General features: G+C 58.8%; 25 protein-coding genes and 4 pseudogenes. 14 read left to right on the forward strand and 15 right to left on the reverse strand.

Annotated elements, in window-relative coordinates:
* Positions 1 to 147: 147 nt before the first annotated feature.
* The 4 genes from ACWNC0_RS06190 (at position 148) to ACWNC0_RS06205 (ending at position 2,464) form a co-directional block, all read left to right on the forward strand.
* Entirely contained in the window at positions 148 to 573 is a 426-nt protein-coding gene (locus ACWNC0_RS06190; RefSeq protein WP_449470359.1) for an SOS response-associated peptidase family protein, read from the forward strand.
* A gap of 285 nt (positions 574 to 858) precedes the next feature.
* The gene (locus ACWNC0_RS06195; protein ID WP_449470360.1) at positions 859 to 1,026 is read left to right on the forward strand and encodes a DUF3606 domain-containing protein; all 168 of its coding nucleotides are present in this window, start codon (positions 859 to 861) and stop codon (positions 1,024 to 1,026) included.
* Positions 1,027 to 1,390: 364 nt separating this feature from the next.
* The gene (locus ACWNC0_RS06200) at positions 1,391 to 1,837 is read left to right on the forward strand and encodes a ferritin-like domain-containing protein (protein ID WP_449470361.1); all 447 of its coding nucleotides are present in this window, start codon (positions 1,391 to 1,393) and stop codon (positions 1,835 to 1,837) included.
* 312 nt (positions 1,838 to 2,149) lie between these two features.
* Positions 2,150 to 2,464: a hypothetical protein gene (locus ACWNC0_RS06205; RefSeq protein ID WP_449470363.1), complete on the forward strand. Its 315-nt coding sequence runs from the start codon at positions 2,150 to 2,152 to the stop codon at positions 2,462 to 2,464.
* A 343-nt stretch (positions 2,465 to 2,807) separates the two neighbouring features.
* On the opposite strand, the gene ACWNC0_RS06210 is transcribed toward ACWNC0_RS06205, so the two are convergent.
* Positions 2,808 to 3,428 (reverse strand): response regulator transcription factor, encoded by a 621-nt coding sequence (locus tag ACWNC0_RS06210; RefSeq protein ID WP_449470365.1) that lies wholly within the window; start codon positions 3,426 to 3,428, stop codon positions 2,808 to 2,810.
* 257 nt (positions 3,429 to 3,685) lie between these two features.
* On the opposite strand from ACWNC0_RS06210, the gene ACWNC0_RS06215 reads away from it, so the two are divergent.
* A protein-coding gene (locus ACWNC0_RS06215; RefSeq protein WP_449470523.1) for an IS630 family transposase occupies positions 3,686 to 4,632 on the forward strand; the annotation gives its coding sequence in 2 pieces (ribosomal slippage) (positions 3,686 to 4,022 and positions 4,022 to 4,632; 948 coding nt in all).
* On the opposite strand, the gene ACWNC0_RS06220 is transcribed toward ACWNC0_RS06215, so the two are convergent.
* The gene (locus ACWNC0_RS06220) at positions 4,617 to 5,129 is read right to left on the reverse strand and encodes a PilZ domain-containing protein (protein ID WP_449470367.1); all 513 of its coding nucleotides are present in this window, start codon (positions 5,127 to 5,129) and stop codon (positions 4,617 to 4,619) included. The two genes, ACWNC0_RS06215 and ACWNC0_RS06220, sit on opposite strands and share 16 nt — an antisense overlap.
* A 244-nt stretch (positions 5,130 to 5,373) precedes the next feature.
* Between ACWNC0_RS06220 and ACWNC0_RS06225 the strand changes: the two genes are divergently transcribed.
* On the forward strand, positions 5,374 to 5,790 hold the full coding sequence (locus tag ACWNC0_RS06225; protein ID WP_449470369.1) for a BLUF domain-containing protein: 417 nt from the start codon (positions 5,374 to 5,376) through the stop codon (positions 5,788 to 5,790).
* Between the two features lie 28 nt (positions 5,791 to 5,818).
* On the opposite strand, the gene ACWNC0_RS06230 is transcribed toward ACWNC0_RS06225, so the two are convergent.
* The gene (locus ACWNC0_RS06230) at positions 5,819 to 7,042 is read right to left on the reverse strand and encodes a S8 family serine peptidase (RefSeq protein ID WP_449470370.1); all 1,224 of its coding nucleotides are present in this window, start codon (positions 7,040 to 7,042) and stop codon (positions 5,819 to 5,821) included.
* A gap of 470 nt (positions 7,043 to 7,512) precedes the next feature.
* Positions 7,513 to 8,544 carry an MBL fold metallo-hydrolase gene (locus tag ACWNC0_RS06235; RefSeq protein ID WP_449470371.1) on the reverse strand — a complete coding sequence of 344 codons (1,032 nt, stop codon included), beginning with the start codon at positions 8,542 to 8,544 and terminating at the stop codon, positions 7,513 to 7,515.
* A 442-nt stretch (positions 8,545 to 8,986) separates the two neighbouring features.
* Between ACWNC0_RS06235 and ACWNC0_RS06240 the strand changes: the two genes are divergently transcribed.
* Entirely contained in the window at positions 8,987 to 9,160 is a 174-nt protein-coding gene (locus ACWNC0_RS06240; RefSeq protein WP_449470373.1) for a DUF6771 family protein, read from the forward strand.
* Positions 9,161 to 9,216: 56 nt separating this feature from the next.
* Here the strand turns inward: ACWNC0_RS06240 and ACWNC0_RS06245 are convergent, their stop codons facing one another.
* Together ACWNC0_RS06245 and ACWNC0_RS06250 are read right to left on the reverse strand one after the other, a co-directional pair.
* Positions 9,217 to 9,396, reverse strand: coding sequence for a hypothetical protein (locus tag ACWNC0_RS06245; protein ID WP_449470375.1), 180 nt, complete (start codon positions 9,394 to 9,396; stop codon positions 9,217 to 9,219).
* A gap of 400 nt (positions 9,397 to 9,796) precedes the next feature.
* Complete coding sequence (locus ACWNC0_RS06250) at positions 9,797 to 10,072, reverse strand: HU family DNA-binding protein (protein ID WP_449470377.1); 276 nt, start codon at positions 10,070 to 10,072, stop codon at positions 9,797 to 9,799.
* A gap of 283 nt (positions 10,073 to 10,355) precedes the next feature.
* Here ACWNC0_RS06250 and ACWNC0_RS06255 point away from each other — a divergent pair, with 283 nt between their 5' ends.
* A complete protein-coding gene (locus ACWNC0_RS06255; RefSeq protein WP_449470379.1) occupies positions 10,356 to 10,778 on the forward strand; it encodes a hypothetical protein in 423 nt (140 codons plus the stop codon).
* 19 nt (positions 10,779 to 10,797) lie between these two features.
* On the opposite strand, the gene ACWNC0_RS06260 is transcribed toward ACWNC0_RS06255, so the two are convergent.
* From ACWNC0_RS06260 to ACWNC0_RS06280, 5 genes are all read right to left on the reverse strand, one after another.
* Positions 10,798 to 11,220 (reverse strand): HIRAN domain-containing protein, encoded by a 423-nt coding sequence (locus tag ACWNC0_RS06260; RefSeq protein ID WP_449470381.1) that lies wholly within the window; start codon positions 11,218 to 11,220, stop codon positions 10,798 to 10,800.
* An 89-nt stretch (positions 11,221 to 11,309) separates the two neighbouring features.
* Positions 11,310 to 12,137, reverse strand: coding sequence for a MucR family transcriptional regulator (locus ACWNC0_RS06265; protein WP_449470382.1), 828 nt, complete (start codon positions 12,135 to 12,137; stop codon positions 11,310 to 11,312).
* A gap of 384 nt (positions 12,138 to 12,521) precedes the next feature.
* Positions 12,522 to 13,868 (reverse strand): anti-phage deoxyguanosine triphosphatase, encoded by a 1,347-nt coding sequence (locus ACWNC0_RS06270; protein WP_449470384.1) that lies wholly within the window; start codon positions 13,866 to 13,868, stop codon positions 12,522 to 12,524.
* Between the two features lie 7 nt (positions 13,869 to 13,875).
* Positions 13,876 to 14,265 carry a type II toxin-antitoxin system VapC family toxin gene (locus tag ACWNC0_RS06275; RefSeq protein WP_449470386.1) on the reverse strand — a complete coding sequence of 130 codons (390 nt, stop codon included), beginning with the start codon at positions 14,263 to 14,265 and terminating at the stop codon, positions 13,876 to 13,878.
* Positions 14,262 to 14,507, reverse strand: a complete 246-nt coding sequence (locus ACWNC0_RS06280) for an AbrB/MazE/SpoVT family DNA-binding domain-containing protein (protein ID WP_449470387.1) — start codon at positions 14,505 to 14,507, stop codon at positions 14,262 to 14,264. Before ACWNC0_RS06280 ends, ACWNC0_RS06275 begins: the two co-directional genes overlap by 4 nt.
* Before the next feature lie 341 nt (positions 14,508 to 14,848).
* Here ACWNC0_RS06280 and parS point away from each other — a divergent pair, with 341 nt between their 5' ends.
* The 3 genes from parS to ACWNC0_RS06295 all read left to right on the forward strand — a co-directional run bounded on the left by parS (position 14,849) and on the right by ACWNC0_RS06295 (position 17,112).
* Positions 14,849 to 15,328: a type II toxin-antitoxin system Prs ADP-ribosylating antitoxin ParS gene (gene parS, locus ACWNC0_RS06285; protein ID WP_449470388.1), complete on the forward strand. Its 480-nt coding sequence runs from the start codon at positions 14,849 to 14,851 to the stop codon at positions 15,326 to 15,328.
* A complete protein-coding gene (gene parT, locus ACWNC0_RS06290) occupies positions 15,325 to 15,807 on the forward strand; it encodes a type II toxin-antitoxin system Prs ADP-ribosylating toxin ParT (RefSeq protein ID WP_449470389.1) in 483 nt (160 codons plus the stop codon). The genes parS and parT overlap by 4 nt, the downstream gene beginning before the upstream one ends.
* A 120-nt stretch (positions 15,808 to 15,927) precedes the next feature.
* Entirely contained in the window at positions 15,928 to 17,112 is a 1,185-nt protein-coding gene (locus ACWNC0_RS06295; RefSeq protein ID WP_449470390.1) for a Fic family protein, read from the forward strand.
* A gap of 361 nt (positions 17,113 to 17,473) precedes the next feature.
* On the opposite strand, the gene ACWNC0_RS06300 is transcribed toward ACWNC0_RS06295, so the two are convergent.
* The gene (locus ACWNC0_RS06300) at positions 17,474 to 18,889 is read right to left on the reverse strand and encodes an ISNCY family transposase (protein ID WP_449469841.1); all 1,416 of its coding nucleotides are present in this window, start codon (positions 18,887 to 18,889) and stop codon (positions 17,474 to 17,476) included.
* A gap of 204 nt (positions 18,890 to 19,093) precedes the next feature.
* Positions 19,094 to 19,792 (reverse strand): annotated as a pseudogene (locus ACWNC0_RS06305) (IS5 family transposase); the annotation flags it as partial.
* Positions 19,793 to 19,969: 177 nt separating this feature from the next.
* Here ACWNC0_RS06305 and ACWNC0_RS06310 point away from each other — a divergent pair.
* A pseudogene (locus ACWNC0_RS06310) lies at positions 19,970 to 20,095 on the forward strand (DDE-type integrase/transposase/recombinase); the annotation flags it as partial.
* Between the two features lie 209 nt (positions 20,096 to 20,304).
* On the forward strand, positions 20,305 to 21,336 hold the full coding sequence (locus ACWNC0_RS06315; protein WP_449470391.1) for an IS110 family transposase: 1,032 nt from the start codon (positions 20,305 to 20,307) through the stop codon (positions 21,334 to 21,336).
* Between the two features lie 284 nt (positions 21,337 to 21,620).
* On the opposite strand, the pseudogene ACWNC0_RS06320 reads toward ACWNC0_RS06315, so the two are convergent.
* Positions 21,621 to 21,893 (reverse strand): annotated as a pseudogene (locus ACWNC0_RS06320) (IS3 family transposase); the annotation flags it as partial.
* A gap of 46 nt (positions 21,894 to 21,939) precedes the next feature.
* On the opposite strand from ACWNC0_RS06320, the gene ACWNC0_RS06325 reads away from it, so the two are divergent.
* Positions 21,940 to 23,343, forward strand: coding sequence for an IS30 family transposase (locus tag ACWNC0_RS06325; RefSeq protein ID WP_449470393.1), 1,404 nt, complete (start codon positions 21,940 to 21,942; stop codon positions 23,341 to 23,343).
* Positions 23,344 to 23,350: 7 nt separating this feature from the next.
* Here ACWNC0_RS06325 and ACWNC0_RS06330 read toward each other — a convergent pair.
* Positions 23,351 to 23,503 (reverse strand): annotated as a pseudogene (locus ACWNC0_RS06330) (DDE-type integrase/transposase/recombinase); the annotation flags it as partial.
* Positions 23,504 to 23,574: the final 71 nt, after the last annotated feature.

A 23,574-nucleotide genomic window follows, 5' to 3' on the forward strand; every position in this document is an offset into this window, starting at 1 on the left:
TCGTCCTTCCCGCCAGCGCTTGCCCCTTTCTCATGTTCCTTGTATGTTCTCATTATGGACTCGAATGCCACCCCTTTTGACTCCGACGCGCTCGGAAGCCGCCGCGCCATCATCCGGCGCAATCCAGATGACGTCCAAGAAATTGAGATGATCGAGGCGGCCTGGGGTTCCAACCCGCGCTTCAGCGATGGCATCCGCTATGAGTTCATCCGCTCGGAAGGGCGCACATTCCCCACCAACCGCTGCCTGGTGCCGGCGTCGGAATTTCATATTCGCAATGGCGAGAAGAAATTTCGCGTGCGCCTGGAGGATGGCAACTTCTTCTATCTCGCGGCCATTTGGGAACCTGCGATGGGCGACTGGCCGGTCAGCTACCGCATCATCACGGTGGACGCGAATCCGGAGGTCATGCGCTATCAGGAGCGGCACGGCGCAATCATCCAGCGCCGGCAGGTCATGCGGTGGCTGGATGACAGGGTGTCTGAAACTGATATGCTGCTGACGCCCCCTGCGCATTTCTTCACGATCGAGGAGATATTCACCAAACCCGTGCAAACAAGTCTGGCGTTCTGATAGGGTCGGCGCGCATCTCCAGTGCCGCGACAGCTGCTAACCCTATTGGCGGAGCCGAGCATGTTGCGGGATCGCAGCGCCCCCATTGCGGCATGGGTGGCGGGATTGTGGCAGCACCATTAGAGGATCTGTATCGCTTCGACCGGCCTTATCCTGCCGATCGACCCACGATTGAGCATAGAAGCACGCCGTGGCTCCGGAGGCCAGGCAGCGACACGGCAGCCCTTCCATTGCTCTAGCGGGAAACCGCCGAACGATCGGGCGTTGTACCAGCGGAGGTGTACCATGGCTGACGACAAAACACGCAAAGGTCCGCAGGATGCCAACCGCATCTCGCTTAGCGAAGATTACGAAGTGCAATATTGGACCAACCGATTCAGCGTCTCGCGCGCGCACTGGAAGCGGCGGTCAAGAAGGTCGGCAACGGCGTTGATCAGGTCTCTGACTACCTAAACACCAATACCGATTAGCAGCCTCAACCCTGGGCGGCCGTATTGAAAAGCGCGCGCAACCTGTGGCGAGGCCGTGAAACAACGCCTTTATGATCAGCGACCGGCCTGCCGTTCGGTGTTCACCACCTCGGCCACCGCCACATAGCTTTCCTAAAAGTTCCAGCTGTCGGCCGTCAGCGAACACGACCAGCGTCCCATCGTTGCTGACCTGGAAATAACCCATCTGATCCCAAGTTGATGGTGACAGGACTGCCGCCGCACAGGGAAATTCAGCGATCAGGGCTTCTTACTTCTCCGGCACTGAACCTGTTTCGGACCTTTCCGTTGCGGCGGCCGTTGGAAGGGTCCAACGCAAGGAGATTGCCATGAGCACTGAAAGCACGATCAGCACGTTGAACAATCTCATCAAGACGACGCTGGATAGCATGAAAGGGTTCAAGGACGCGGCGCAGGACGCTGAAAGCACCCAATTCTCCGCCATGTTTGCGGACTTCGCGCGCGAGCGCAGTGAAGTGGCAACCGCTCTCCAGGCGGAGGTGAGGCGGCTCGGCGGCAACCCGGAAGACGACAGTAGTTTCCTCGCTGCAGCCCACCGGACATTCATGGACTTGAAGCAGGCCTTCACTGGTAAGGACGACAAGGCAATCATTCAGGAGGTCCAACGCGGCGAAGATTACATCAAGGGCAAGTTCGAAGCCGCGCTGAAGGAAACTGATCTTGATCCATTATCCCGCTCAGTGGTGGAGCGGGCCTACCAGTCGGTGAAAGCGGGACATGACCGCGCCAGCGCGCTGAAGCACAGCATGGGATGAGGGTGGAGGCCGCTTAAGGCAAGGCCGGATAACAACACCGGATCTCGCGGTGCTCCAGCGGGGAAAGTTGGGGCACCGCGAGTACGGCTCCAAAAGCCTCTCTCTCCGGTTGGAGACGAAGCAAGTTTGGGTCGCCGGATATGAAGTGTGCATCAACCACGAGCGGATCAATTATCCCGAAGGGGTAAAACCGCAGACTCGGTTAGCACACCCGAATTTCCTCAATCAATTTTCGACTGACGACTTGCACGCCGAAAAGGATGGTGAGTATAGTTTGGCTACCTGAGCAGTTGATTCGAAGGCAATACTTCGATGCGTGGCGACGGTCATGCTTTCGCCATGGCAATATACAAATTGCCGGGCGTGGAGGTATGGATGCCTATCTCAAATCGGTCGTTCGCGACACCGGAAAAGGCCGCAATCTATCGCGCTTACATCAACTCCTCTTCCTGGTATGCGGCATGTGAAGCGGGTCATTTCTTCTGGGCCGGACCCGATCGGCTTACATTCGCCGAGGCGGAAGCCGACGCCATCAATCATAATCAGCGGAAACATGGTTGCGAGCATCCTGCTATCGTGTTGTGCAACCTGGATGGTGCATTAAGTGATGAGCGCGCCGCATCGTGAGATAACGGGTGCAGGACGGCTTTTAGTTGGAGGAGCAGCTCGTGCCCCGGCACTTCATGGTGCAGCATAGGGCCAAGTCGCCACACGTCCACTATTTGTCCGGATAAGGGACAGATCCCGCGGAGCGTGTCGCGGCAGCCGACGGAAGCCGATCTGCGCCATGCGCGGGAAGCTCTGGCGATCGCTATCGAGACAGCCCAATCGCCTGATCTTGTGGTTCGGGCGAACAAAAAATGGCCGGATATCAAAGAGCAATATGAAGGGTGTCCGCCCATCAAATTCAGTCCGCTTTCGACCCAGACGAAATCTATTGTGAATGGCGAAAACGGATCGCGGCTTAGGCTCAGAGAGATCTTCCTCGATGAGACATGGAGAAAAGAGAAATTGCGTCAGCAAATCTGGTCACGCCGCATTTTTTCATGATACGTGTCCGGTATGTCTCTATTGTTCTGATACTAAGATTGAGTTCAACGGCTGCGGCTTCATTGCTCTTGTTCAGTTCAAGGGAGCGAAGAATGTCGAGTTCTCGCTTGGTCAGTTTTTGAAGGCAAGCTTCGGCACGGTCTTTCTCCTTCTGTAGTGCTGATCGAGAGAGCAAAAGGGTCGAAGCTTGCTCGACCGTCTCCAGAAGAAGCGTCTTAGAAAAAGGCTGTTCAAGAAAATCATCCGCGCCCTGCTTGATGACTTGCACTGCTATTTGAATATTCGCATGGGCCGATGTGGCTATCACAGCGATATCTTTCCGTTCAAACACCAGCTGCGTGAGGATTTCGATGCCCGTTTTGTCCGGGAGAAAAAGTTCCACGATTGCGACGCCAGGAGGAAGGTGGGTCAGAGCTTCGAGGAAGTCGCTACCGGCCGCAAATGGCGTCGCGTCATACTGCTCGGCACGAAGCATTGCGACCAGATTACGGCGTATGCCAGCGTCGCCCACGACGATGAAAACAGAACATTTTGCGCTCATTGTGAACGACTGATCTCCCCCCTTTGCGCTAAACGCCGTTTTGCAGATTTGGTTGCGGGAAAATTGAGCCCTATTCTCTAAATCCCGCTTTCAAAGAATATTCCCGCCATGCCGCCGCTCGACCATTGCACCCGGCCCATGCGAATGCCCCGACCGCGGCTTTTAGAGCGGTTTTCGACCGTTTTGAATCGATGAGGGATTTCCCTCCGGTCTGATTTGTGATTCAGAATCTGTGCTGGTGAAGGAGGCCGGCATGGCTGGGTCACCCTCTGTCGATGGATTTGCGCACGCGGCTTCTGGCGGCGATTGATGGCGGGCTGAGTTGCCGAGGAGCGGCGGCGCGCTTTGGGGTTGCGCCATCGACAGCCATTCGCTGGCAGGCGCAGCGTCTGGAAACCGGCGCCTTCGCTCCCAAGCCGCAAGGCGGCGACATGCGATCCCGCCGAGTGGAGGAGCGAGCCGCCGATATCCTGGCCTTGTGGGAGGCGCGCAAGGACATCTCGCTCGAAGAACTGCGCATTGCCTTGGCCGAAGCGGGCCTGACGGTGTCGGTTGCCGGGCTGCACCGCTTCTTCGCCCGACGAGGCATGACGCGCAAAAAAAGACTGGGCATGCCATCGAGCAAGACCGCCCCGACGTCCTGAGGCAGCGCCACGACTGGTTCGAGAACCAGGTCGATCTGGAGCCGGAACGCTTGGTGTTTATCGACGAGACGTGGACCGCCACCAACATGGCCCGCAGTCACGGCCGTTGTGCCAGAGGCGAGCGGTTGCGGATGGGATACCCGCATGGCCATCGCAAGACCACCACGCTCGTCGCGGGCCTCCGCATGAGTGGCATGGTCGCGCCGATGGTGCTGGACGGTCCGATCAACGGTGACTGGTTCGAAGCCTATGTCGCGCAGGTTCTCGTACCGGAGCTGCGGCCTGGCGACGTCGTCATCATGGACAATCTGTCGAGCCATAAGCGCCCCGCTGTCCGCGACCGGATCGAGGCGGCAGGGGCAGCGCTGCGCTTCCTGCCGCCCTACAGCCCCGACTTCAACCCGATCGAGAAGGCCTTCTCTCGCCTCAAGGCCATGCTCCGAAAAGCAGGTGAGCGCACCGTCAGCGGCCTGTGGGGCCTCATCGGCAGGCTCGTGGACATCTTCCAGCCCGCCGAATGTGCCAACTACTTCAGCTCGTGCGGCTATGATCCAAACTGATCGAAAACCGCTCTAACCAGCAGCCTGATACCTTCCCTGAGGCCACCGGCCTCTATCATCATCCCTTCAATCGACAGATTTCGGATCGTCCCGACCATCGCCGGCGCTGACGTAACAAGCGTAGCGGACATGTCCACCGAGACACGAGACTCTCTTGGTTGATCGGCGGGCGCCAGTTGATCGATCAGAGTTTCATGCCCGCCAAGCCAAAGCAGCGGCTCCTCCATCAGCAAACCGCACTGGCTGCCGTTCGTCCATCGGACTTCGGCGGTGAGGTAATCCAATGTATTGAAACTGACATGCACCTGGTCGCGCAGGCCTAAAGTGAGTGCGCTCCGGCCGCTCAGGCCTTGGCTCGAGACATTCGTGATCGACAAGCTGGCTTCTTCAAGTACGGGGTAAAGCAAAGCTGATTTGAACACAGTCCGACGAGCATGACGGCGCAGATCCGCGCCGTCGCCATCGGTCCTGAACGCCTCGATTTTCTGTTCAAACATGGCAGACCTCCCATTTTGGGAGGGGCGCTAGGGCTGCAAGTCTAAGGAATAGGCGCTGCCCCATGTCGTATTTTTACGATGGTGGCGCTGATTGCCTGTTAACCACGAATCGGCAAAAGGGGGTTCTTCGATCGGTCCTTTCCTCCCCCAAGGGAGGGCCACCGGGAAAGGCGAGGCGTACTAAACGGTCCCCACCACGCGCCTCGCCTTTACTCCTTTTGTACAGATGTCCTATAGCGATAGGATGTTCGACAGATGGTTTTATATAAGCACAAGTCGGTTAGAGCCCCTGCAGGCCGATGATCATGTGCGAGAGATCGTTAACAGCTCGATACCGCGAAACCGGTCTTTAGGCGTGACAGGGGCGCTTATGTTCACCGGGCAGCGCTTCTCGCAATATCTTGAAGGTTCGCCGGCTGCCATCGCCGAACTTAAACAAAGCATCCTTCGAGATTCCCGTCACGAGGATGTTCGAACGCTTGCCGCTGGACCTTATGAGGTTCGACGATTTCTGACCTGGACTCTCGCATATGCAGGCCCCTCGCGTTTCATGGCTTCCAAGGTGGAATGCGCGCTGAACGATGCACTTCAAGGCGATGTCGATAATATTGAAATGTTGGCCGAGATGCTCGCGGGGCTCGCAGTCGAGGGACATGGCTGATCCGGGCCAAGACGGGAGGTGCTACATATTAGTTCACCCCAATCGGATCGGCGGTACCGTCAGGGTCCCGAGTAGCTTGGCCTCCCGCCGCTGGTGGAGTCCCACCATGAAGGAGCAATATTCCCGCGAGATGCGGCGCGGCCATCGATGTGCCGGAGAGGGTCGCATAAGTTCCGTTTTTATAGGTGGACAGGACTGAACTGCCGGGCTCGGCATAATCGATCGGCGGATTGCCCCAGTTGGAGTAGCGCGCGAAAACGCCCTTACTGTCGATAGCCGAGACGGTATAGATGCGTTCGCATCCCGCTTCGGCGCAACCTGCGCGCGCGGGCGAATAGTTGCCTGCATTCGCAGAACTGTTGCCCGCGGCAATAGCAATATAAAATCCGGACTTCGCCGCGTTCACTACCGCCTGATCAAGTGTAGCCAGCGGATCCGTGATAAGGCTGAGGTTTATCACGTCCCCTGGTGCGCCGTTAGTGATGACATGGTCAATACCCGCGATTACATCGCTGTCAGATCCATTGCCATATTGATCGAGCACGCGAACAGACACTAGGCGCGCACCCGCCGCAACACCAACCACGCCGAAGCTGTTATTGATGGCTCCGATAATCCCCGCAACATGAGTGCCGTGGCCATTGGGATCATTGGCAACCGCTCCGCCGGCTATGAAGTCGACGTTTCCGGTGCCGGAAACATTGAGATCAGGATGGTTGCGATCGATGCCGGTGTCGATGATCCAGGCGGTACCACTGGAGTTTGCCCCGCCGCCCACTCGCTTGACGCCCCAAGGCATGGTTTGGGACGCAGCACCCCCACCCGGAGGACCTCCGCGTGTGCTGATCTCGCCGACCAGGGTCGGAGGAATGGACGCGACACGATCTTGAGTGCAGCCGCTGATCAGCCGATTCTTCGCCAGCAACTTCTGCACCGCTGCCGCCGGCATATGAGCAGAAAAGCCGTTCAACGCACGGCTGTAAACATGTTTGATGCGGCCACCGACTGCCGCAACAGATATGCGGGCCTCTGACCCAGAACTGATCGGTCCAGGCGTAAAGGTGCATATGTAACTGTTAGGGATTGGATCCCCTGCCTTCGCCAGTCCGGTCGCTGGAGCTGATAGCAGCGCGATGGCGCTGATGACGGAGACCTTCCTGGGCATGACCTGTGTTTCGCTCTCAAGATCTGCTGATGTCCCGATGATATAACAGTCACACACGGGCCACATCCGGCGGACGGTATAGGCCAAAGGTTTGACTGGGGCGTTGGGGGGTCCCTGCAACAAACGCCCCGCTGATATAAACCAGAAAGCCCGCGTCGGCCTGGACACGGGCTCCCGGGGGCAAAGCCCTTAACCAGGTCAGTAATGGGCGGGCAAGATCGCCACCATATGCCCTCAGCGATAGTCCGGAATATCGTTGTCCCCCAGATTGCTTAGGATGTGCGCCCATCCCCGCAATGTTTTTGGAAATCGGGGTGACCGCACCGGGCTTCTTCAAGATGTCGCCATACCGACCTGGAACTCGCAGGTGATTGCGGGTCGGGGGGAGCATCAGAATGATTTGAGAGCCTTGGCATGCCGCCAGCGGCAAAAAAGACCTGCCGGTATCTTCCTCGTTAGAATTTGAGGCACTGCCTCAACAGGAAACGGCTTAAACCTTTGGGCCGCGGCGGCAATCCGGTTGGGAATTCTTACGATGGGTTCTGCCCATCCCGTATTTACGAAGCTAGCCACCACCGAATGCCTGCGCTGTCGTGTTCCTCCGTCACGAGCTTGCGGGTTCGTAAGCATGCGCGATGGGCCAGGCTCTCCCCTGTGGCGAGGCCCAGAAGTCCCTTATGTATCTCTCGCTTGAACAGGGCCGGGAAAACGTCGATCGCTCTTTTGGGTGTCGCGAGGAGGGCAAGCAATTTTTCCAGGCCGGTTTCATGCCCTTCGAGGAGAGCGTCAATGCGTGTATGCAGCCCGTAAAATGGCTTGCCATGCGAGGGCAGCACCAGCACATCGTCGGGCACGCGTGCGCGGATCGCCTTGAGCGTTGTCAGCCAGTCGGTCAGGGGGTCTGCCTCGGGTTCCAGAGGCTGCACCGAAACATTGGAGGAGATTTCCGGCAGCACTTGATCGCCCGAGATCAGCAGTTTCGCTGCGGGGCAGTAAAGCAGAGCATGTTCGGGTGAATGACCGCTACCAACAACCACGATCCACTCGCGACTACCGATCAGCAGCCGTTGAGCATCCTCCAGCGCCTGGAAGCTGTCAGGCAGCGGGTACACCGCTTTACCAAAATCTCCGAAGCGGGCCCGATAATGATCGAGCGCGTCCTCATCCCAACCCACTGCCTGGTAAAATTGAATGGCCTCTTCGGGAGCCTCTTGCCCGGTGTAAGAGGTAAGCACGCGGAGAGTGAGATATTCCAGCCGCGTCATCCAGAGGCGCGCAGGCTGTTTCTGCGCCAGCCAGCCGGCCATGCCGCTATGGTCCGGATGGAGGTGAGTGACGATGATCCGGTGGACGGGGCGGTTGCCTAACGTTGATGCGAAGGCCCGCCGCCATGCCGCTGCAGTTTCGGTATTCCGTAATCCTGTATCGACGATGGTCCAGCCATCGCCATCTGCCAGTGCCCACAGGTTGATCGCTTCAATCTTACCGTCCATCGGCATACGCAACCAGAAGACGCCGTCAGCTACTTCGGTCGCGCTACCGTCGCCAATCTCAGGCAAAGCTAGCGGGGGATAGAGTAGATCAACCATAGCGTACCTCGATGTGGCCTTTGCATTTGCACGTGTCCACCGCAACGGCAAGGGCGTTGGCGAAGGAGAGGCGTTTGACACCGGAAGGTTGTAACGGGCCGTTGTTGAGAGGCGAGCGCTTAAGGCTGCTCCTCTGGACTAGAGGCGGGGGAATCTTGGACGAAGCGCTGGGCGCTTTGGCTTGGCTTACCTCACCAAAGCCGCGTTCGATGCGACCCACGCTGCTTTCCTGCTATCGCCATGAACAAAAAAATGGCCGGTCAATTGACCGGCCTATTAAGTTTTAGGAGAGGATGCCTGAAAGGCAGGTCCCCTCTGTCATCGCTCGACCCCGGCCGCAAATGCATCCACTAGAGAGGCGAATGCGTTTTGTGCAACCGTATTGATCGTGCCGACGGCCAGGCCATTGCGTGGCAAGAGCGTCGGCGGCATAGGCGGCGCCATGGACGCCAAAACCAACGCCACGATTCTGCGCGTGATAGAGCGCGCGCCCCTTTGGTTGCGTCATGATCTGGAAGCGAAGGATGCCGCTGTTCGCCGCCGTGCAGAAGAGACACTGGCTGCGATGATCGCTGACGGCCTCGCCAATGAAGGCGACGCTCATACAGAAGACTAGCGCTGAGCTATGCTCGCGTTGCGGCCACAACAAGTGGATGCTGAAGAATCAAGAATTTAGTGCATCACCGCGGGAGGGCGCAGCGCTGCCAGAGCACGGACCTGACTGCGGGCATTGAACTCATCGCTGACGCAGATCGCTTCAGCATGGCTACTGCGGATCATATCATTTAATGCATGATGCGTGTCGTGCTTCGCGGGCGGCAACAAACAGTCGGCGTCGTTTGACGTTCTCATTCTTGCTCTCCTGTAGAGTCGTTGGGCGGGGATCATAGTGCGGCTGCCGTCTGTGGCAAACCGCATTAGGCATCGGCACGTGCGCGATGTCCTGCCCCCCTATGTCGTCGGCAGTAATCCGCAATTTCAGGTGCGAAGGAAGCGTTGAAGGCCGATAAAGGCTTTCCCTGATCTGGGCGCCCCGCCTTCTCCTCTTGGAAGGCGGGGTTTTTATTTAACAGCTGATGGTGGTGGCGACACGCATGCGCCCTCGGCATGCGTTCGCATAGACTGGCCGAACGGCACCGACGTTGTTAACGTGAACAGCCGATTGGCAGTGGCAGGTGTGTCACTTTACCGGGTGATGAAGTGACATATGGCCGTGGGGAAGGCGCCCAGCAATGTGGACGCCCCTTTTGGCTTAGCCGTTCAGCTGATCTTTGACCGCCTTTGCAGGGGTGAAGGTCAGCTTCCTGGAAGCAGCGATCTGGATCGTCTGACCATTTGCCGGATTGCGGCCTTCGCGGGCAGGGGAATCCTTGACCTTGAACTTGCCAAAGCCGTTGAGGCTGACCTCATTGCCATTGGCAGCGGCATTGGCGATCGCGGTGAAGACAGCGTCAACATATTTGCGCGCATCATTTTTGGTGATGCCCTGTTCGGCTGCAACGGCTTCGGCAAGTGCGCTATTGTTCATGATGATGCTCTCTCAAGAAATGGAGTGCTTTGTGTATCGGCTTTTGCGCTCGCGGCAATGCGTTTCCCCGTGCGGAACGGCCTCTAGGTAAAGTGACACATGCGTTTTTTGTGCATGGGGAGAGGGGGAGGGGGATTCACAGCGAGTCAGCTTGTGCTAGATTCATCTTATGTTCCACCAACCCGACCTCTTCGATCAGTGCGATCCGGTCTCAAGTCTTGGATCCTTGCCTGATCTCATCGACCGCATATCGCAGGTCTCAAAGCGGCCGCGTTACGCGTTCATGGTCCTCAATTTGATCCATAAGGCCGCTGGCGCTGGCGACAGCCTCGGCCCCTATGTGCGCTATGAAGGCGCACTGCTGCCGGTGCGGGATTGGCTTTGCCGCGCCCTCATTCCCCTGGCGCAGCGTGACGGCCGCCGTCGCGCGTTGATCGATGCTGCGCGCGCCGACCTGATAGCGAGCGGCAAACTGCCGGAGGACCCCGCCGCAGCGCAGATGCTGATCGAGCAAGAAGCCCAGGCACGCATTCTGCGATCCGGACGGACCAGCATCAGTCGCGCAGCCTCCGATCTTGTGCGCGCGGGCCTGCTCCGGCGGCACTATAAGGGCTTCCGGGTCGATCATGCCAACCGCGGCGCCCAGCGCGAGGCCGTCTACACGATTACAGCGGACGCCAAGCGCGCGCTGGGACGCCTGCATTAGTCGTGCTGCAGAAAATCACTCACTCGTCAGGGGGCAGATAATCTGTCCAGAAGCCTGAGTCTGGATCAGCGTCCTCCCTATAGCGCTCTTCGCCAGTAAGGACTTTATCTGGCGCAGGGGAGGGGAGACGCGGGATGCCGCCATCGAGGTGCACCCGGATCACCGCCCCGTCGGCTGTGGCCGACTGGAAGATTGGCCTGACATCCTGTCCTTGCCGGATCTTCGCCCCGATCCATCCGCATCGCTCGGCTGACAGATGGCCAAGCTGTATGCCGCGGAAGGAGAAAACCGCAACGGCTGAAGGATCTGCCTTGTTGTTGGGCTCAAGAACGAGCGAAATGGGATCGCCAGGATTGAGCATGCGGATCTCGAACTGACGGTTGGAGCCATCGCTATTTGGATGGAGCGCGCCCACGACAGCGAGGCTCAATTCTTGAGGCATTGGTGATTGCTGAACTGTAGTTGTGTGTAGGCCGTGCTGATCGGTCATTGCCCAGTTCCGCAATGACGGAACTGGGCTGACACTTGCGCTTAGCGCGCGGCGGGCGCTGCGTTCACCGACGCCGCAGCAGCGTCGATTGACTTAGCTTCCTTTGATTTTGTCGCAGGCTTCGGTGCCGCCTTCGGCTTTGCCACTTCCGCTTTCGGCGCAGCAGCCTTTATCGACTTGGCCTTGGAAGCGCCGCTGCGGTCCGCATCAGCTTTCATTGCGCTGGGCGCTGGTTTTTCTTTGGCCGAGAAGATCGACAGCCGCTTGCGCGGTTGTGCCTTGACCTCTGCTTTGTTGCTCTTGGCGCTGACGTTTGCCTTTGGAGTGGGAGCGGCTTCCGCCTTGGCCGCTGCAGGCCTTTTGGCTGCCTTCGGCGCGTCGGCGTTAGCAGGAGTTGGAGCAACGATGGCTTTGGCGGCAGGTGCTGGACGGGCGGGGGAGGGGGCTGTGGCAGTTGCGGGCCCAGCTGCTGTCTTCCTGCCCAGGCCCAGTCGCTCGGCGACCGCGCGGCGCGCGTCGGAATAATTGGGTGCAACCAGGGGATAGGATTTGGGCAGTTTGTAGCGCTCGCGATATTGCTCAGGGGTCAAGCCATTGGTTGCAAGATGCCGCTTTAGCGTCTTGTAGGGCTTACCATCAATCAGGCTGATGATGTGATCAGGCGATGCGATGCTCTTGCGAACGGACACGGCCGGAACATGGTCCGGCGCAACGTCTCGAGCGGGCGCAGCGAGGTCTTCGGTCAAAGCGGCGCGCGTGGTCTTGATCAGCTCAGCGAGGCTCTCGCTTGGAACCGAATTTTTAGAAACGAACGCGCTCAGCAGTTGAACGGTAAGCGCAGTGATGTCGGTGTTGTTCTCGTCAGCCATGAGGATTGACCCGCCTGTTGTGGTGATGGCGCTCTTCTGCACGCAGGACATAAGAAAGTAAATGTCATCATGTATGAGACGGGCCGTGAAGGCTTCTGGCGCCTGATGCTGAAGCGAATTCAACCTGAATTTTGACTGCCGGTGAGACTTGGTTTGGCTAGGGTCGATATCTCTACTGACAACTGCCCATGTTCAGCTCATATGGTTTGGGCGGGGCGGCTAGGAAATGTTGAACATCGTTCCTCGTTGACCCAGCGGTGGATGCTGCCCGCGATAGCAAATCAAATTGTAACGGCACTCTTGATCTGGGAAGCAAAGTTCTTGGACGCAGCTCTGTCACGATTTATGCAAATGGTAAAAGAAGCGCAGCCGTCCACGGTCCTATCAGAGGCGATCGAATACCGAACCCATGCGTGGCGAGAACAGTCGCTCATAGGTTTTCAAAAGATGCGTATCGGTCATCGCTGCGACATAGTCGCAGATCACGCGGAGATCGCCACCCGCCGCTTCGAACTTTGCAAATTCTTCGCGTGGAAGCAGGCGGCCAGGATCCGCCTCCATCGCCTCGAAGACGGCGACGACCATGGCTTGGCCCTTGAACTCGAGATGCTGGACCGCTGGTGACGCGATGACCTCCCGCACGACGAAGCTTTGGAGATGATCGAGCAGTTCGCGTTGGGGCGATGCCACGCGCACGCTCCAGCGCAGCAGCGGTTCGGCAAACTGTTCCCTTTCGACAAACTCCACTGCTGTGAGGAAATGATGGACGAGGCGGCCAATGAACCGCTTGCGCGAAGCGGGCCCGCTGAACAGGCCATCGACAAGCTGACCGAAAACATCGTTTGCGCTCTCGCCCGGATACTTGGCCTTTAGCGCGTCGAGAAATGCCGTGCACTTGTCGTGCAGTGCAGCGGCAAAGGCGTCCTTGGTGACGAGATCGAGCGCGATCGCGTCCTCAAGATCATGCACGCCATAGGCGATGTCGTCGGCAGCATCCATGATCGAGCAATCCAGCGCCTTGTAGAGCGGCTTGCCATGTTTGCCGTGCTGCGGCGCGAAGGTTTGAAAGATATCCCGGTCACTGACGGAAAGTGGGGCCAGGATCCAGTCAACAACATCCTGCTCGCTGTCGAGATAACATTTAGGCGGCTTGCTGAGGCGCCCGTTCAGGATCTTGATGGTGGTCGGGCCGCTGAGCAGCGCGGGGACGAGCTGGGGATGGGCGACGCGGCTGTAAGCGACAGGGTATTTCAGCACCCCAAACATGGTCCGGCGCGAGAGGTTGGCGCCCGCCTGCGCCGAGAAGTTTTCGAGACGAGCGAGGATCCGCAGCGTCTGACCATTGCCTTCGAAACCACCCTTCTGCCGCATGCAGTAATTAAGCGCTATTTCGCCACCATGTCCGAAGGGCGGGTGGCCAAAGTCATGCGTGCAGCCGATCGAGTGGATCGTGCCGCGATCAGGCAGTAGCGGGGTTGCCGGATGAGAGGGGTAGGACTTTTCAAGTTGGCGGGCGATGCCGCCTGCGATTTGCGCAACTTCGAGCGAGTGCGTGAGGCGCGTACGATAAAAGTCGCTGTCACCCAGGTTGAGGATCTGGGTCTTGCCCTGCAATCGGCGGAACGAGGCGGAATGGATCACGCGCGCATAGTCAACGTCACCATCGTCGCGGGCATCTTCGCTCTGGGGCGTCCAGCCTTCGCGGCGTGCCGACCAGGACCCAGGCTCCATCACGAGGTCAGCGGATCACGCGGACTGTAACGCCCGCTGCGTCAGCAACGGTGCGCCATTGCTTATCTGCGGTCAGCGCAGGCAACCCGTCGCGCTGCGCAAGGGCGAGGCAGAAACGGTCGCCGAGTGACAGGCCGACCTTTGAGGTCACTGCGCGCAGGCGCCCAGCGATCGTGGCGAGAGCCCGGTCGGCCTCGACGACGGCCACGGGCAAGGGCTTCAGCATTGCGTCAATCTGCTCGGCAGGCATGCCCGCATGGATGAAGTGGCTGATCACCTCCGCATAGTTGACGCTCAACATGCGCGCATCGGCAATCGCTTCTGCGACCATGTTCGCGCCGGTCTCGGCCCGAAGAAGCGCCAGGAGCGCCGAGGCATCGAGCACCACTTCGCTCATTCGCCGGATTCTTCGCGGCGATGGCGGAGGAACGCATCTACGGATGCTTCGGGATTGTCGCCGGTATATTGCTTCGCCAGTGTCTGCGCGTGCGCGATCGATTGTGCGACGGTACGCAGGATGATGCCGTCTTCAGTTTCCTCGACCAGCAAGGCGCCGCCACGAGTAAGGCCGAGCCTCTTGCGGATATCGGCCGGTAGGCTCATTCGGCCGTTAGGCGTTATCTTGACTTGTACCGTCATGGCGCTGCTCCTGCTCACCTTTCCCAGGACGAAAGGAAAGACACGATAGAACAATCATGGCACAGAATGCAGAATGTGTCACGTTGCTCAGTTTGTACCTCTCTCGATGAAAAATGGCGGTTAGCCGCTGCCGGAGATTGCCCAGGATGGGCTTGTTTATCGGATGAGAAGAGCACCCCTAGTATGCCTCCATTATCCCACAAATTCAGCAGCTGGCTGAATGTGGGATAATGCTCGCGACGGGGAGGAAACATGAGGCCAAGCGCGTGACTTCTTCTCTCACGGCCTGCCTTGTAAGCGATGCTCAAACAAGCTATATAAATGCTCGAAGGAGCATTGCCATGGCTGAGCTGGAGATCGAGCGTCGAAAGCCTTCGGGGCAGGGTGTGCCACCGTTCGCGTATAAAGCGTTGTACCGCGCCTCGCCGGTTGATCGCATTGGGTTCATCAGACGGGGCGTCGCGGCACGTGACCTAAAGCGCTTCATTGCTGCGATGCACGTGGACCAGAAGGTGATGTTCGACGCACTGAACCTCAAGACAGCCACGGTCAACAAGAAGGCGGCGAGCAATCAGTCCTTATCTGCCGAAGATAGCGAGCGGGTTCTTGGCCTTGCCAAGCTGGTCGGCCAACTTGAGGACATGGTGGAGGAGTCCGGTGACGCTAGCGGCTTCAATGCGCCCGAATGGCTCTCGTCCTGGCTACGGCAGCCGCTCCCCTCTCTTGGTGGGGTGAACCCCATCGACCTGCTCGATACGATGGAAGGCCAAGCCCTGGTATCGCGCACCTTGGCGCAGATTCAGAGCGGCGCCTTTGCGTGACAACGTTCTGGCGGATCGCTACCGACACGAAAGCCTATGAGGCCCAAGACCTATCGGGATCTGGGGCCAAGATCACGGGCGGACGCTGGAATGACATCGGCGTTGCTCTTTTATATGCCGCCGGCAGCCGGGCGCTTGCCTGTCTTGAAACCGTTGTTCATCTCAATTCCGGCGGACTCCCCCTCAATCGCTATCTAGTCGAGATCATCGTACCCGACGACCTGCTTAGCGCGGCGGAGATTGCCACAACTGAAAGCTTAGCCGTTGGGTGGGATGCCGAACCGGCAGGCCGCGTCAGCACTTCCTTAGGGTCAGAATGGGCGCGATCCTTGCGAACGGCACTCATGCTCGTACCCTCGGTCATCGTGCCAGAGGAGAACAACCTGCTGATCAATCCAGCGCATCCGGATGCAGGGCGGATCAGCGGCCGGAAGGTTCGTAGATGGACCTACGACCCAAGGCTCGTCCGTGGGGCATAACATGGTGAGCGAACGAGTCTGCACAACCCCAACCAACGACGGCAAAAATCGTTGCCTTGTTTAGGGTTTTAGCGATAACACTTACCTAGGCTGCGGATCAACAATGCTTGGTAAGGTTTGATGAATAGAAATAATCTGGCCCAGGCGGTTCGCGAACGTCTGGCTCGCTATCCCGAACCTCACGCCAACCATTATGGCGTCGTGCCACTTGCACCCCCTGAAGTGGCGTTATCGCTTGGCGCTGCGCAATCCGCACATGAGAGAGCGTTGATCATGCTTGGACGTGTGGAAGCGATGGCTACGCACTTGCCGAGCCCTTATATGATTAGCCGAACTCTGAGCCGACGCGAAGCCGTGGACAGCTCGGCGATCGAAGGAACGAACAGCACCCTCGATGAGCTCCTGGCAATTGAGGAGGAGGATGACGACGCTCGTGACGCGGTTCACCAAGTGCGGGATTATGCGCTGAGTCTTGATCGCCTGCTGCCTCGCGCGGCAGCTGAAGGCATCGATGTTTTCACTGTGCAGACAATCATGGAACTCCACCGTGCGGCAATGTTGCACGATCCGGACTATCCCGATGAGCCTGGCGCTCTGCGGGAAATCGTCGTCTGGATCGGCGGGACGGGGCACATAGCGACATCCACTTATAATCCAGCTCCGCCGGACCATGTGAGAGCCTGTCTCGAACAGACAGCCGCTTATATGCGTTGCGAGGGTATGCAGGCCATGACGCAAAGCCTCATAACCCGTATGGCGGTTGCTCACGCGCATTTCGAAGCTGTTCACCCGTTCCGCGACGGCAACGGCCGTGTCGGTCGTCTGTTGCTGCCGATGATGATGGCGGCGGAAGGACAGGTGCCGCTTTACCTCGCGCCCTATATCGCTGCAAGTCGCGAAGGCTATTATTCAGGGCTGAGAATGGCCCAGCAGCGACTGGAATGGGCGCCTCTCATAGGGTATCTGTCCGACGCTGTAACTGGAACTGTGGAAGAGCTCCTCGCAACGCGTGGCGCGCTCGACACCTTGAAGGCGGAATGGCACAATCGACGGAAGTTTCGGGCAAAGTCCGCAGCGCTGCGGGCGCTTGATCTCCTCATTGACTATCCCGTCGTCACCTCGAAGCGGATGGCAAACAAGCTCGACATATCGAGACCGCAAGCCCTTAGCGCAATCGATCAACTGGTTGAGGCAGGTATCCTGTCAGAACGAACCGGTTACGCCCGCAACCGGATTTTCACAGCGTGGGAGGTCTTAGCGATCGTCAACCGGCCATTTGGCAGCGATCCCGGCCCAAGGCCCTGAATCCCGATCTGCTGCGCCAGTTCCGCTTTGATAGCCGCCCGGCCAGAACAGACATTTTTGGGCCATGACGTGGCGGCGACATTCAGATAGAGCAGTCGTTCATGGCGTGCCTCCCTGAAAAAGTGATCAACCCTTATAAAACCAAGGATTTCGCACTTCGAGATAGAATCCACTCTTACACTGAAATGTTCGGACCGGTTAGAAAAGACACTATCTGTCCCGGATAGAAATGACACCATTAATGACAGCAGGGGCTGCGTGGAGCCCTCGGCTTAGCGCAGCGCAGACCCTGCTGATGGCGTGAGGTTGAGGGGATGAGCATGGACCCGCTGCGCAGGCAGCGGGCTCGGTCAGCGCCGCTTTAGCGTGCCTTCACGAACTCGAGCGTGCCGCGCGCCCGTAACTCCGCCTGGCTGAGCCGTGGGCCGCGTTTGAGCTTGGGACGGCCTAACCGGCGCCGATCGATTTTCGCTGGCGCCTCTGGCTCGGGGAACAGATGTGTGGGCTGGTCGCGGCGGGCAGGGGCATTGTTGTTCCGCTGCCGGTGATGCGGCGTGATCGCCTGGATCTCCTTTGCCCGAGCCAGCGCCGCATCGAGATGCTTGTTGTCGACGATGGCAGGTTGATTGATCCGGGGCATCTTGTCGAACAGGCTATAGGGGAGGGAGCGCCCCTCGTGCCGGATCTCCACCGTGCCATTAGGATATTCACAAACATCCACGCGCTTGCGCGCCAGCTCCTTGCTGATTGCGTTCGGCTCCAGAAGGAACAGAACCTTGTTATAGTGCAGCGTCAGCGCAGCCGTGACTGTTCTCTGTTCGCGCCAGACCATGACGGAGTGGAGATTATCCCGCGGTGCCAGAGGGCGGTGCAGATCACGACTGTTTGCTGCCGGGCGAGCGAAGCGCGCATTATGGGTCGTCTGGTAGCTGCTCAAAAAGCTATTGGCTTCTCCGATTGAGGAGATACCCTCCAGTCGCATCGCCTTGACGAGCCGATCCTGCAGCGTGCCGTTCGCCCGTTCGACCCGACCCTTGGCCTGTGGCGAGTTGGCACAGATGATCTCGATGTTCAGCGCGTCCAGCGCACGCCCGAAATGCGTCATGCCATCGCCCTTCGCCGTCGCCTTGGGGTTTCGAAAGACCGTGTGTTTATCGGAGTAAAAGGCCACCGGCTTACCGTGCCGCTCGATATATTCGCGTGTCGCCTCCATGTAGGAAAAGGTGCTTTCGCTCTCGACCATCTTGAGGTGCATTAGCTCACTGGTCGCGTCATCGATGTAGACAAGCAGCGTGCAGCGCGGCCCGCGATCCTCGAACCAGTCATGATCCGAGCCGTCGATCTGAATCAACTCGCCACGGCACTCCCTGCGATGGCGCGGTTGATAAGGGCGAGAACGACGTGCGGCGCGATCATGCCATATACCCGCCTCGATCATCATCTGCCGCAATGTCTCGCAGCCCACCGCGATATCATGGCGCTCCGCCAGATACTCGCGCGCCAGGGTCGGACCGAAATCCGCATAATGCTCTCGGACCAGCGAAATAATCTGCGCGCGAAAGGCATCGCTGTGACGCCGGTTGCTCGGCCGACCACGCTTACGCGACACCAGGCCTGAGGCGCCTTCGGCGCGCAGACGCTCAAGCAGCCGAAAAATCTGCCGGCGCTTCAATCCTAGCAGCGTTGCCGCATCCTCAACCCGAAGCGCGCCGCGCTCCACGCGCATCAATGTGTCAAACCGCGAAAGCTCACCATGGCTCATCGCCACCACCGTCATAAGCGCGTCCTCCCGAACTGCCAGGAGGACCATGCCACCAAGCTTTGCTAAGGACGCCCAAGGGTGTCATTTCTATTCAGCAGAGGGGTGTCATTTCTATCCGGCGCTTACACTGAAACACGCGCGATAATAGGAATTATGTTAATAGCAATACCACAACTGTCCATGTAACCTGTGTCCACTCTGAGAGGTCTGTTTGGAAATTCAGGGGTGAGCGTTTCGGCGTAGGAGATTGCCGCCCATGGCAACGAGGATCATGGCCTGGGAGACGTCGATGCGCTTCTCATAGTCACGAACCAATCGGCACCATCTGATCATCCAACCAAAGGTCCGCTCGACGACCCATCGTCGGGGCCGAACCTTGAAGCCCTGTTGCTGATCGCTACGGCGGATGACCTCAACGACAAAATCCAGATAGCTGGGCCTGTCCATGAGTTTGAGGCGGTCATAAGCGCCATCGGCGAAGAGATGCTTGACCCACGGCCAGCGCTTACGGATGCCATCGAGGATGGCCTGGGCGCCCGCGCTGTCCGAAATGTCTGCAGTGGTCAGGTTGACCATCAGCAACCGGCCATCGGTATCGACGGCGATGTGCCGTTTGCGCCCGACAACCTTCTTGGCTGCGTCGAACCCGCGCTTTTCTGCCGATGGTGCCTTGACCGACTGACTGTCGATCACCGCTGCGCTCGGGCTGGCCTCCCGCCCTTGGCGCTCGCGATCGAGCATCAGTTCGATGTCGTGGATTGTCTGGAACAGGAACCTGCGAGCCAGTTCCCGGAACCAGCCATAGACTGTCTGCCACGCCCCGAAATGGATCGGCAGCATACGCCAGCCACAGCCCGAACGAACAAGGTAGCGCACGGCGTTGATCACCTCGCGTGGACGGCCCCGGCGTCCCGGCTTGTCAACCCAGCCCGTGAGATCTACGTGCGAGCACCCTGTGCATCGCGAATATCACCCTCGGGACGTCGAAGCCCTGGCTGCCGAGATGAAGCGCTCATCAGAGAAGACTTCGAAAAGAACCTTGCAGTCGACCGACTACAGCCGCAATATCACCAAGCGCGAGCGATCAATTAAAGAACATATGTCTGGACAAAGGAGGGATGGCTCTATCTTGCCGTCATCCTCGACCTACACAGCCGCCGCGTTGTGGGCTGGGCTGTCAGCGACAGGATGAAGAAGGATCTGGCGATCCGGGCGCGGAAGCGGCGATGGATGCCTATACCACCTCGCCGCTGGCCTCAACGTATACAAGGGTAAGATCGCCTTCAGGGCGGTCGCCGACGACCTCAACCTGCCTTATCAGGCATGGTCCGCCTGACGAACATCGACTGCTGGACTTGATGGGGTGGACGCCCCCCGGCGGCATCGATGTGCCATAGTGGAGGTGTTGAACACCACTTGAGGAGGCGTCCATGTTGGAGATTAGCACGATCGGTTTGGACATCGCAAAGAATGTGTTTCATGCTCACGGTGCCGATGCGAACGGGCTTCAGGTTTTCAGCCGACGGATTACGCGTGGTAAATTGCTGTCCTTTTTCGCTGCCCAGCCAAGGTGCCTTGTGGCGCTGGAAGCTTGCGGCGGGGCGCATCATTGGGCGCGGGAGCTGATCCGTATGGGACATGATGTTCGGTTGATTCCGCCAGCCTACGTGAAGCCGTTTGTGAAGCGACAGAAGAACGATGCCGCTGATGCCGAGGCGATTTGCGAGGCAGCGCAACGTCCGAACATGCGGTTTGTGACGGTGAAGAGCGAGGAGCAGCAAGCCTCGGCACTGGTATTCCGGACCCGCGATCTGCTTGTCCGGCAACGCACGCAAACGATTAATGCGATTCGGGGGCACATGGCTGAATATGGCTGGGTTGCACCGAAAGGTCCAAGCTGGGTAGCGCAGCTTAGCGAGTTGATCGATGATGCGGTCACCGCGTCGCTACCACCGGCTGCGCGAGAGATGTTCCACGTCATGCTCGGCATACTTGAGGAGTTTGACCACCGGATAGCGGAACTCGACAAGGAAATTGCGCGGCGAGCCCGTGAAGATGAAGTCGCTCGTCGGCTGATGACCATACCGGGCGTTGGGCCGATAGCAGCGACAGCGATAACGGCACTCGCACCTGCTGCAGCGACATTCAAACGGGGGCGTGACTTTGCCGCCTGGCTTGGCCTTACGCCGCTGCAGAAATCTACAGGCGGCAAAACCAAGCTGGGACGGACATCCAAGATGGGTGAGCGCACACTGCGGCGATTGCTGATCATCGGCAGTAGTGCTGTTGTGCGTCAGGCCAGCAAGCGCGGTGCGGCCGAAGGTTCGTGGCTTGCTCGAATGCTGGCTCGCAAGCCGCGCATGCTGGTGACAGTGGCGCAGGCGAACAAGACAGCGCGGATCGTATGGGCGCTGCTCACGAAGGAAGAGGATTACAAAGCTCCGGTGGCAATGGCGGTATAGCGCGCCAAAGTCACCAGAGGTCGTCGGAAGACGCGGTCGGTCGAAGGAGGGTATGGCACAACAGTCGGCGAGACGCGGTCAAAAAACCAGACCGTTACAATGTGCACAAAGCACGCGGACTTGATTTGGATTTGACCCGCGAACTCCCATACAGGCCTGCAGTACATTCTGCAAAATGAGGCCGGACAGATGGCAGCATCCGACTACGCGCCGAACCCAATTTTCTGCTTGCGTCTGAAGGGGCGTCCACAGATGTAACGGTTTTGCGCCGGTCACCTATCTCATTATGCCACCTTGGCCTCAAAGGCGAGCGGGCTGATGCCACCCAGGTATGAATGGCGGCGCCGGGAATTGTAGAAGCCGTTAATGTACAGGAAGATGGCAGCTTCAGCTTGCCGCCGGGTTGGCCAACTCTGCCGCCAGATCATTTCTGCCTTCAGGGATTTGAAGAAGGTCTCGACCGCAGAGTTGTCGTAGCAATTACCCTTGCCGCTCATTGATGGACGCAGGCCGTAGGCCTGCAGCTTCTTTTGATAGGCGTAGGAGCAATATTGGGCGGATTCAACCGGTCGTCGCAACACCAAGAAATTGGAGGTTGTGAACATGGCAGGCCGTCGAGCATCAGAACGCTGCACCCGAGAGAGGTTGCGCTCCCCGGGGCGCCCACCTGCCTGGCAGCGTGAGCACCATTTCCGCTTCTGGCAAGCGATCGCTCGAGGGCGTAGCAGTGAAGATGCTGCTGCGGATGCCGGTATTTCGACACCGCTGGGGCCACGTTGGTTTCGGAGTTCGGGAGGTATGCCGCCAACACATTTGGCGCCATCGGCGCCAGCACTCAGTGGTCGATTTCTGAGCTTCCAGGAGCGAGAGGAAATTGCTCTCGAACTTGCGCGAGGTTTCGGGATCCGCGCCATTGCCCGCAAACTTGGACGTTCAGCCAGTACTATCTCGCGCGAAGTGCGGCGCAATGCCGCCACGCGTGGCGGCAATCTGGAATATCGCCCGATCGCCGCACAGTGGCACGCTCACCGCGCCGGCCGTCGCCCGCGCCCCGGGAAGCTGGCCAGCAATCCGGCATTGCGCATGTACGTGGAAGAACGCCTTACCGGTCAGATCACGGATGCTGATGGTATCGGCTTTGCCGGGCCGCAGGTGATATGGAAGAAGCGCCGTGCGGTACATCGACAAAGTCGACGATGGTCGGTGGCCTGGAGCCCCGAGCAGATCGCTCATCGGCTACGGATTGATTACCCTGAGGATCCCGCCATGCGCATCAGTCATGAGGCCATCTATCAGTCCCTCTATATTCAGGGGCGAGGCGCCTTGCGTCAGGAGTTGACGGCATGTCTGCGCTCGGGTCGGGCTCTACGAACGCCGCGTGAACGCGCACGAGGGCGCGGAAAATCCTTCATCGGTGACGCCATCATGATCAGCGAGCGTCCTGCGGAAGTCGAGGATCGGGCAGTTCCCGGGCATTGGGAAGGCGATCTCATCCTCGGACTGCATAGCTCGGCGATCGGCACCCTGGTCGAACGAAGTTCCAGATTCACCATGCTGCTGCATTTGCCGCGAGAGGACGGATATCAACATGGACAAGGCATCAGGAACCGCCAACCGCTGGCCGGCCATGGGGCAGAAGCTGTCCGCAAAGCCATCGTCCAATCCATGCGCGAACTACCGGAGAAGCTCCGGCAATCGCTGACTTGGGACCAGGGAGCAGAGATGGCCCAGCACGCAAAGCTCAAGATCGACAGCGGCTTGGAAATCTACTTCTGCGACCCGCAAAGCCCGTGGCAACGCGGATCGAATGAGAATACCAACGGCTTGCTACGACAGTACTTCCCTAAGGGCACCGACCTTAGCCGGCACTCCATAGGCGATCTCGACGCCGTTGCTCACGCGCTGAACACGCGTCCACGGAAAACGCTTGGCTGGAGAACCCCCGCAGAAGTCCTCGACCAGTTCCTGGTCGCACAGTATGAAGCCGGTGTTGCGACGACCGGTTGAATCCGCCTTGGCTGCCCCGATCGGAGTGGAAAATGCAGCCCTCGGGCGGCTGACGCAGCCGCACCGCCATGTCCAGCGCCCGGATCGCCAGATCCTTTTTAATCCTGTCGCTGACCGCCCAACCTACGACGTGGCGGTAATGCAGGCCGAGAATGACGGCAGGTAGCATCGAGCAGGCCCCAACAATCCGGCTGATCCACGCAGCGGATTACCTTCTCGCGCGTTCGAAGC

The sequence above is a fragment of the Sphingobium chungangianum genome (assembly GCF_977014255.1).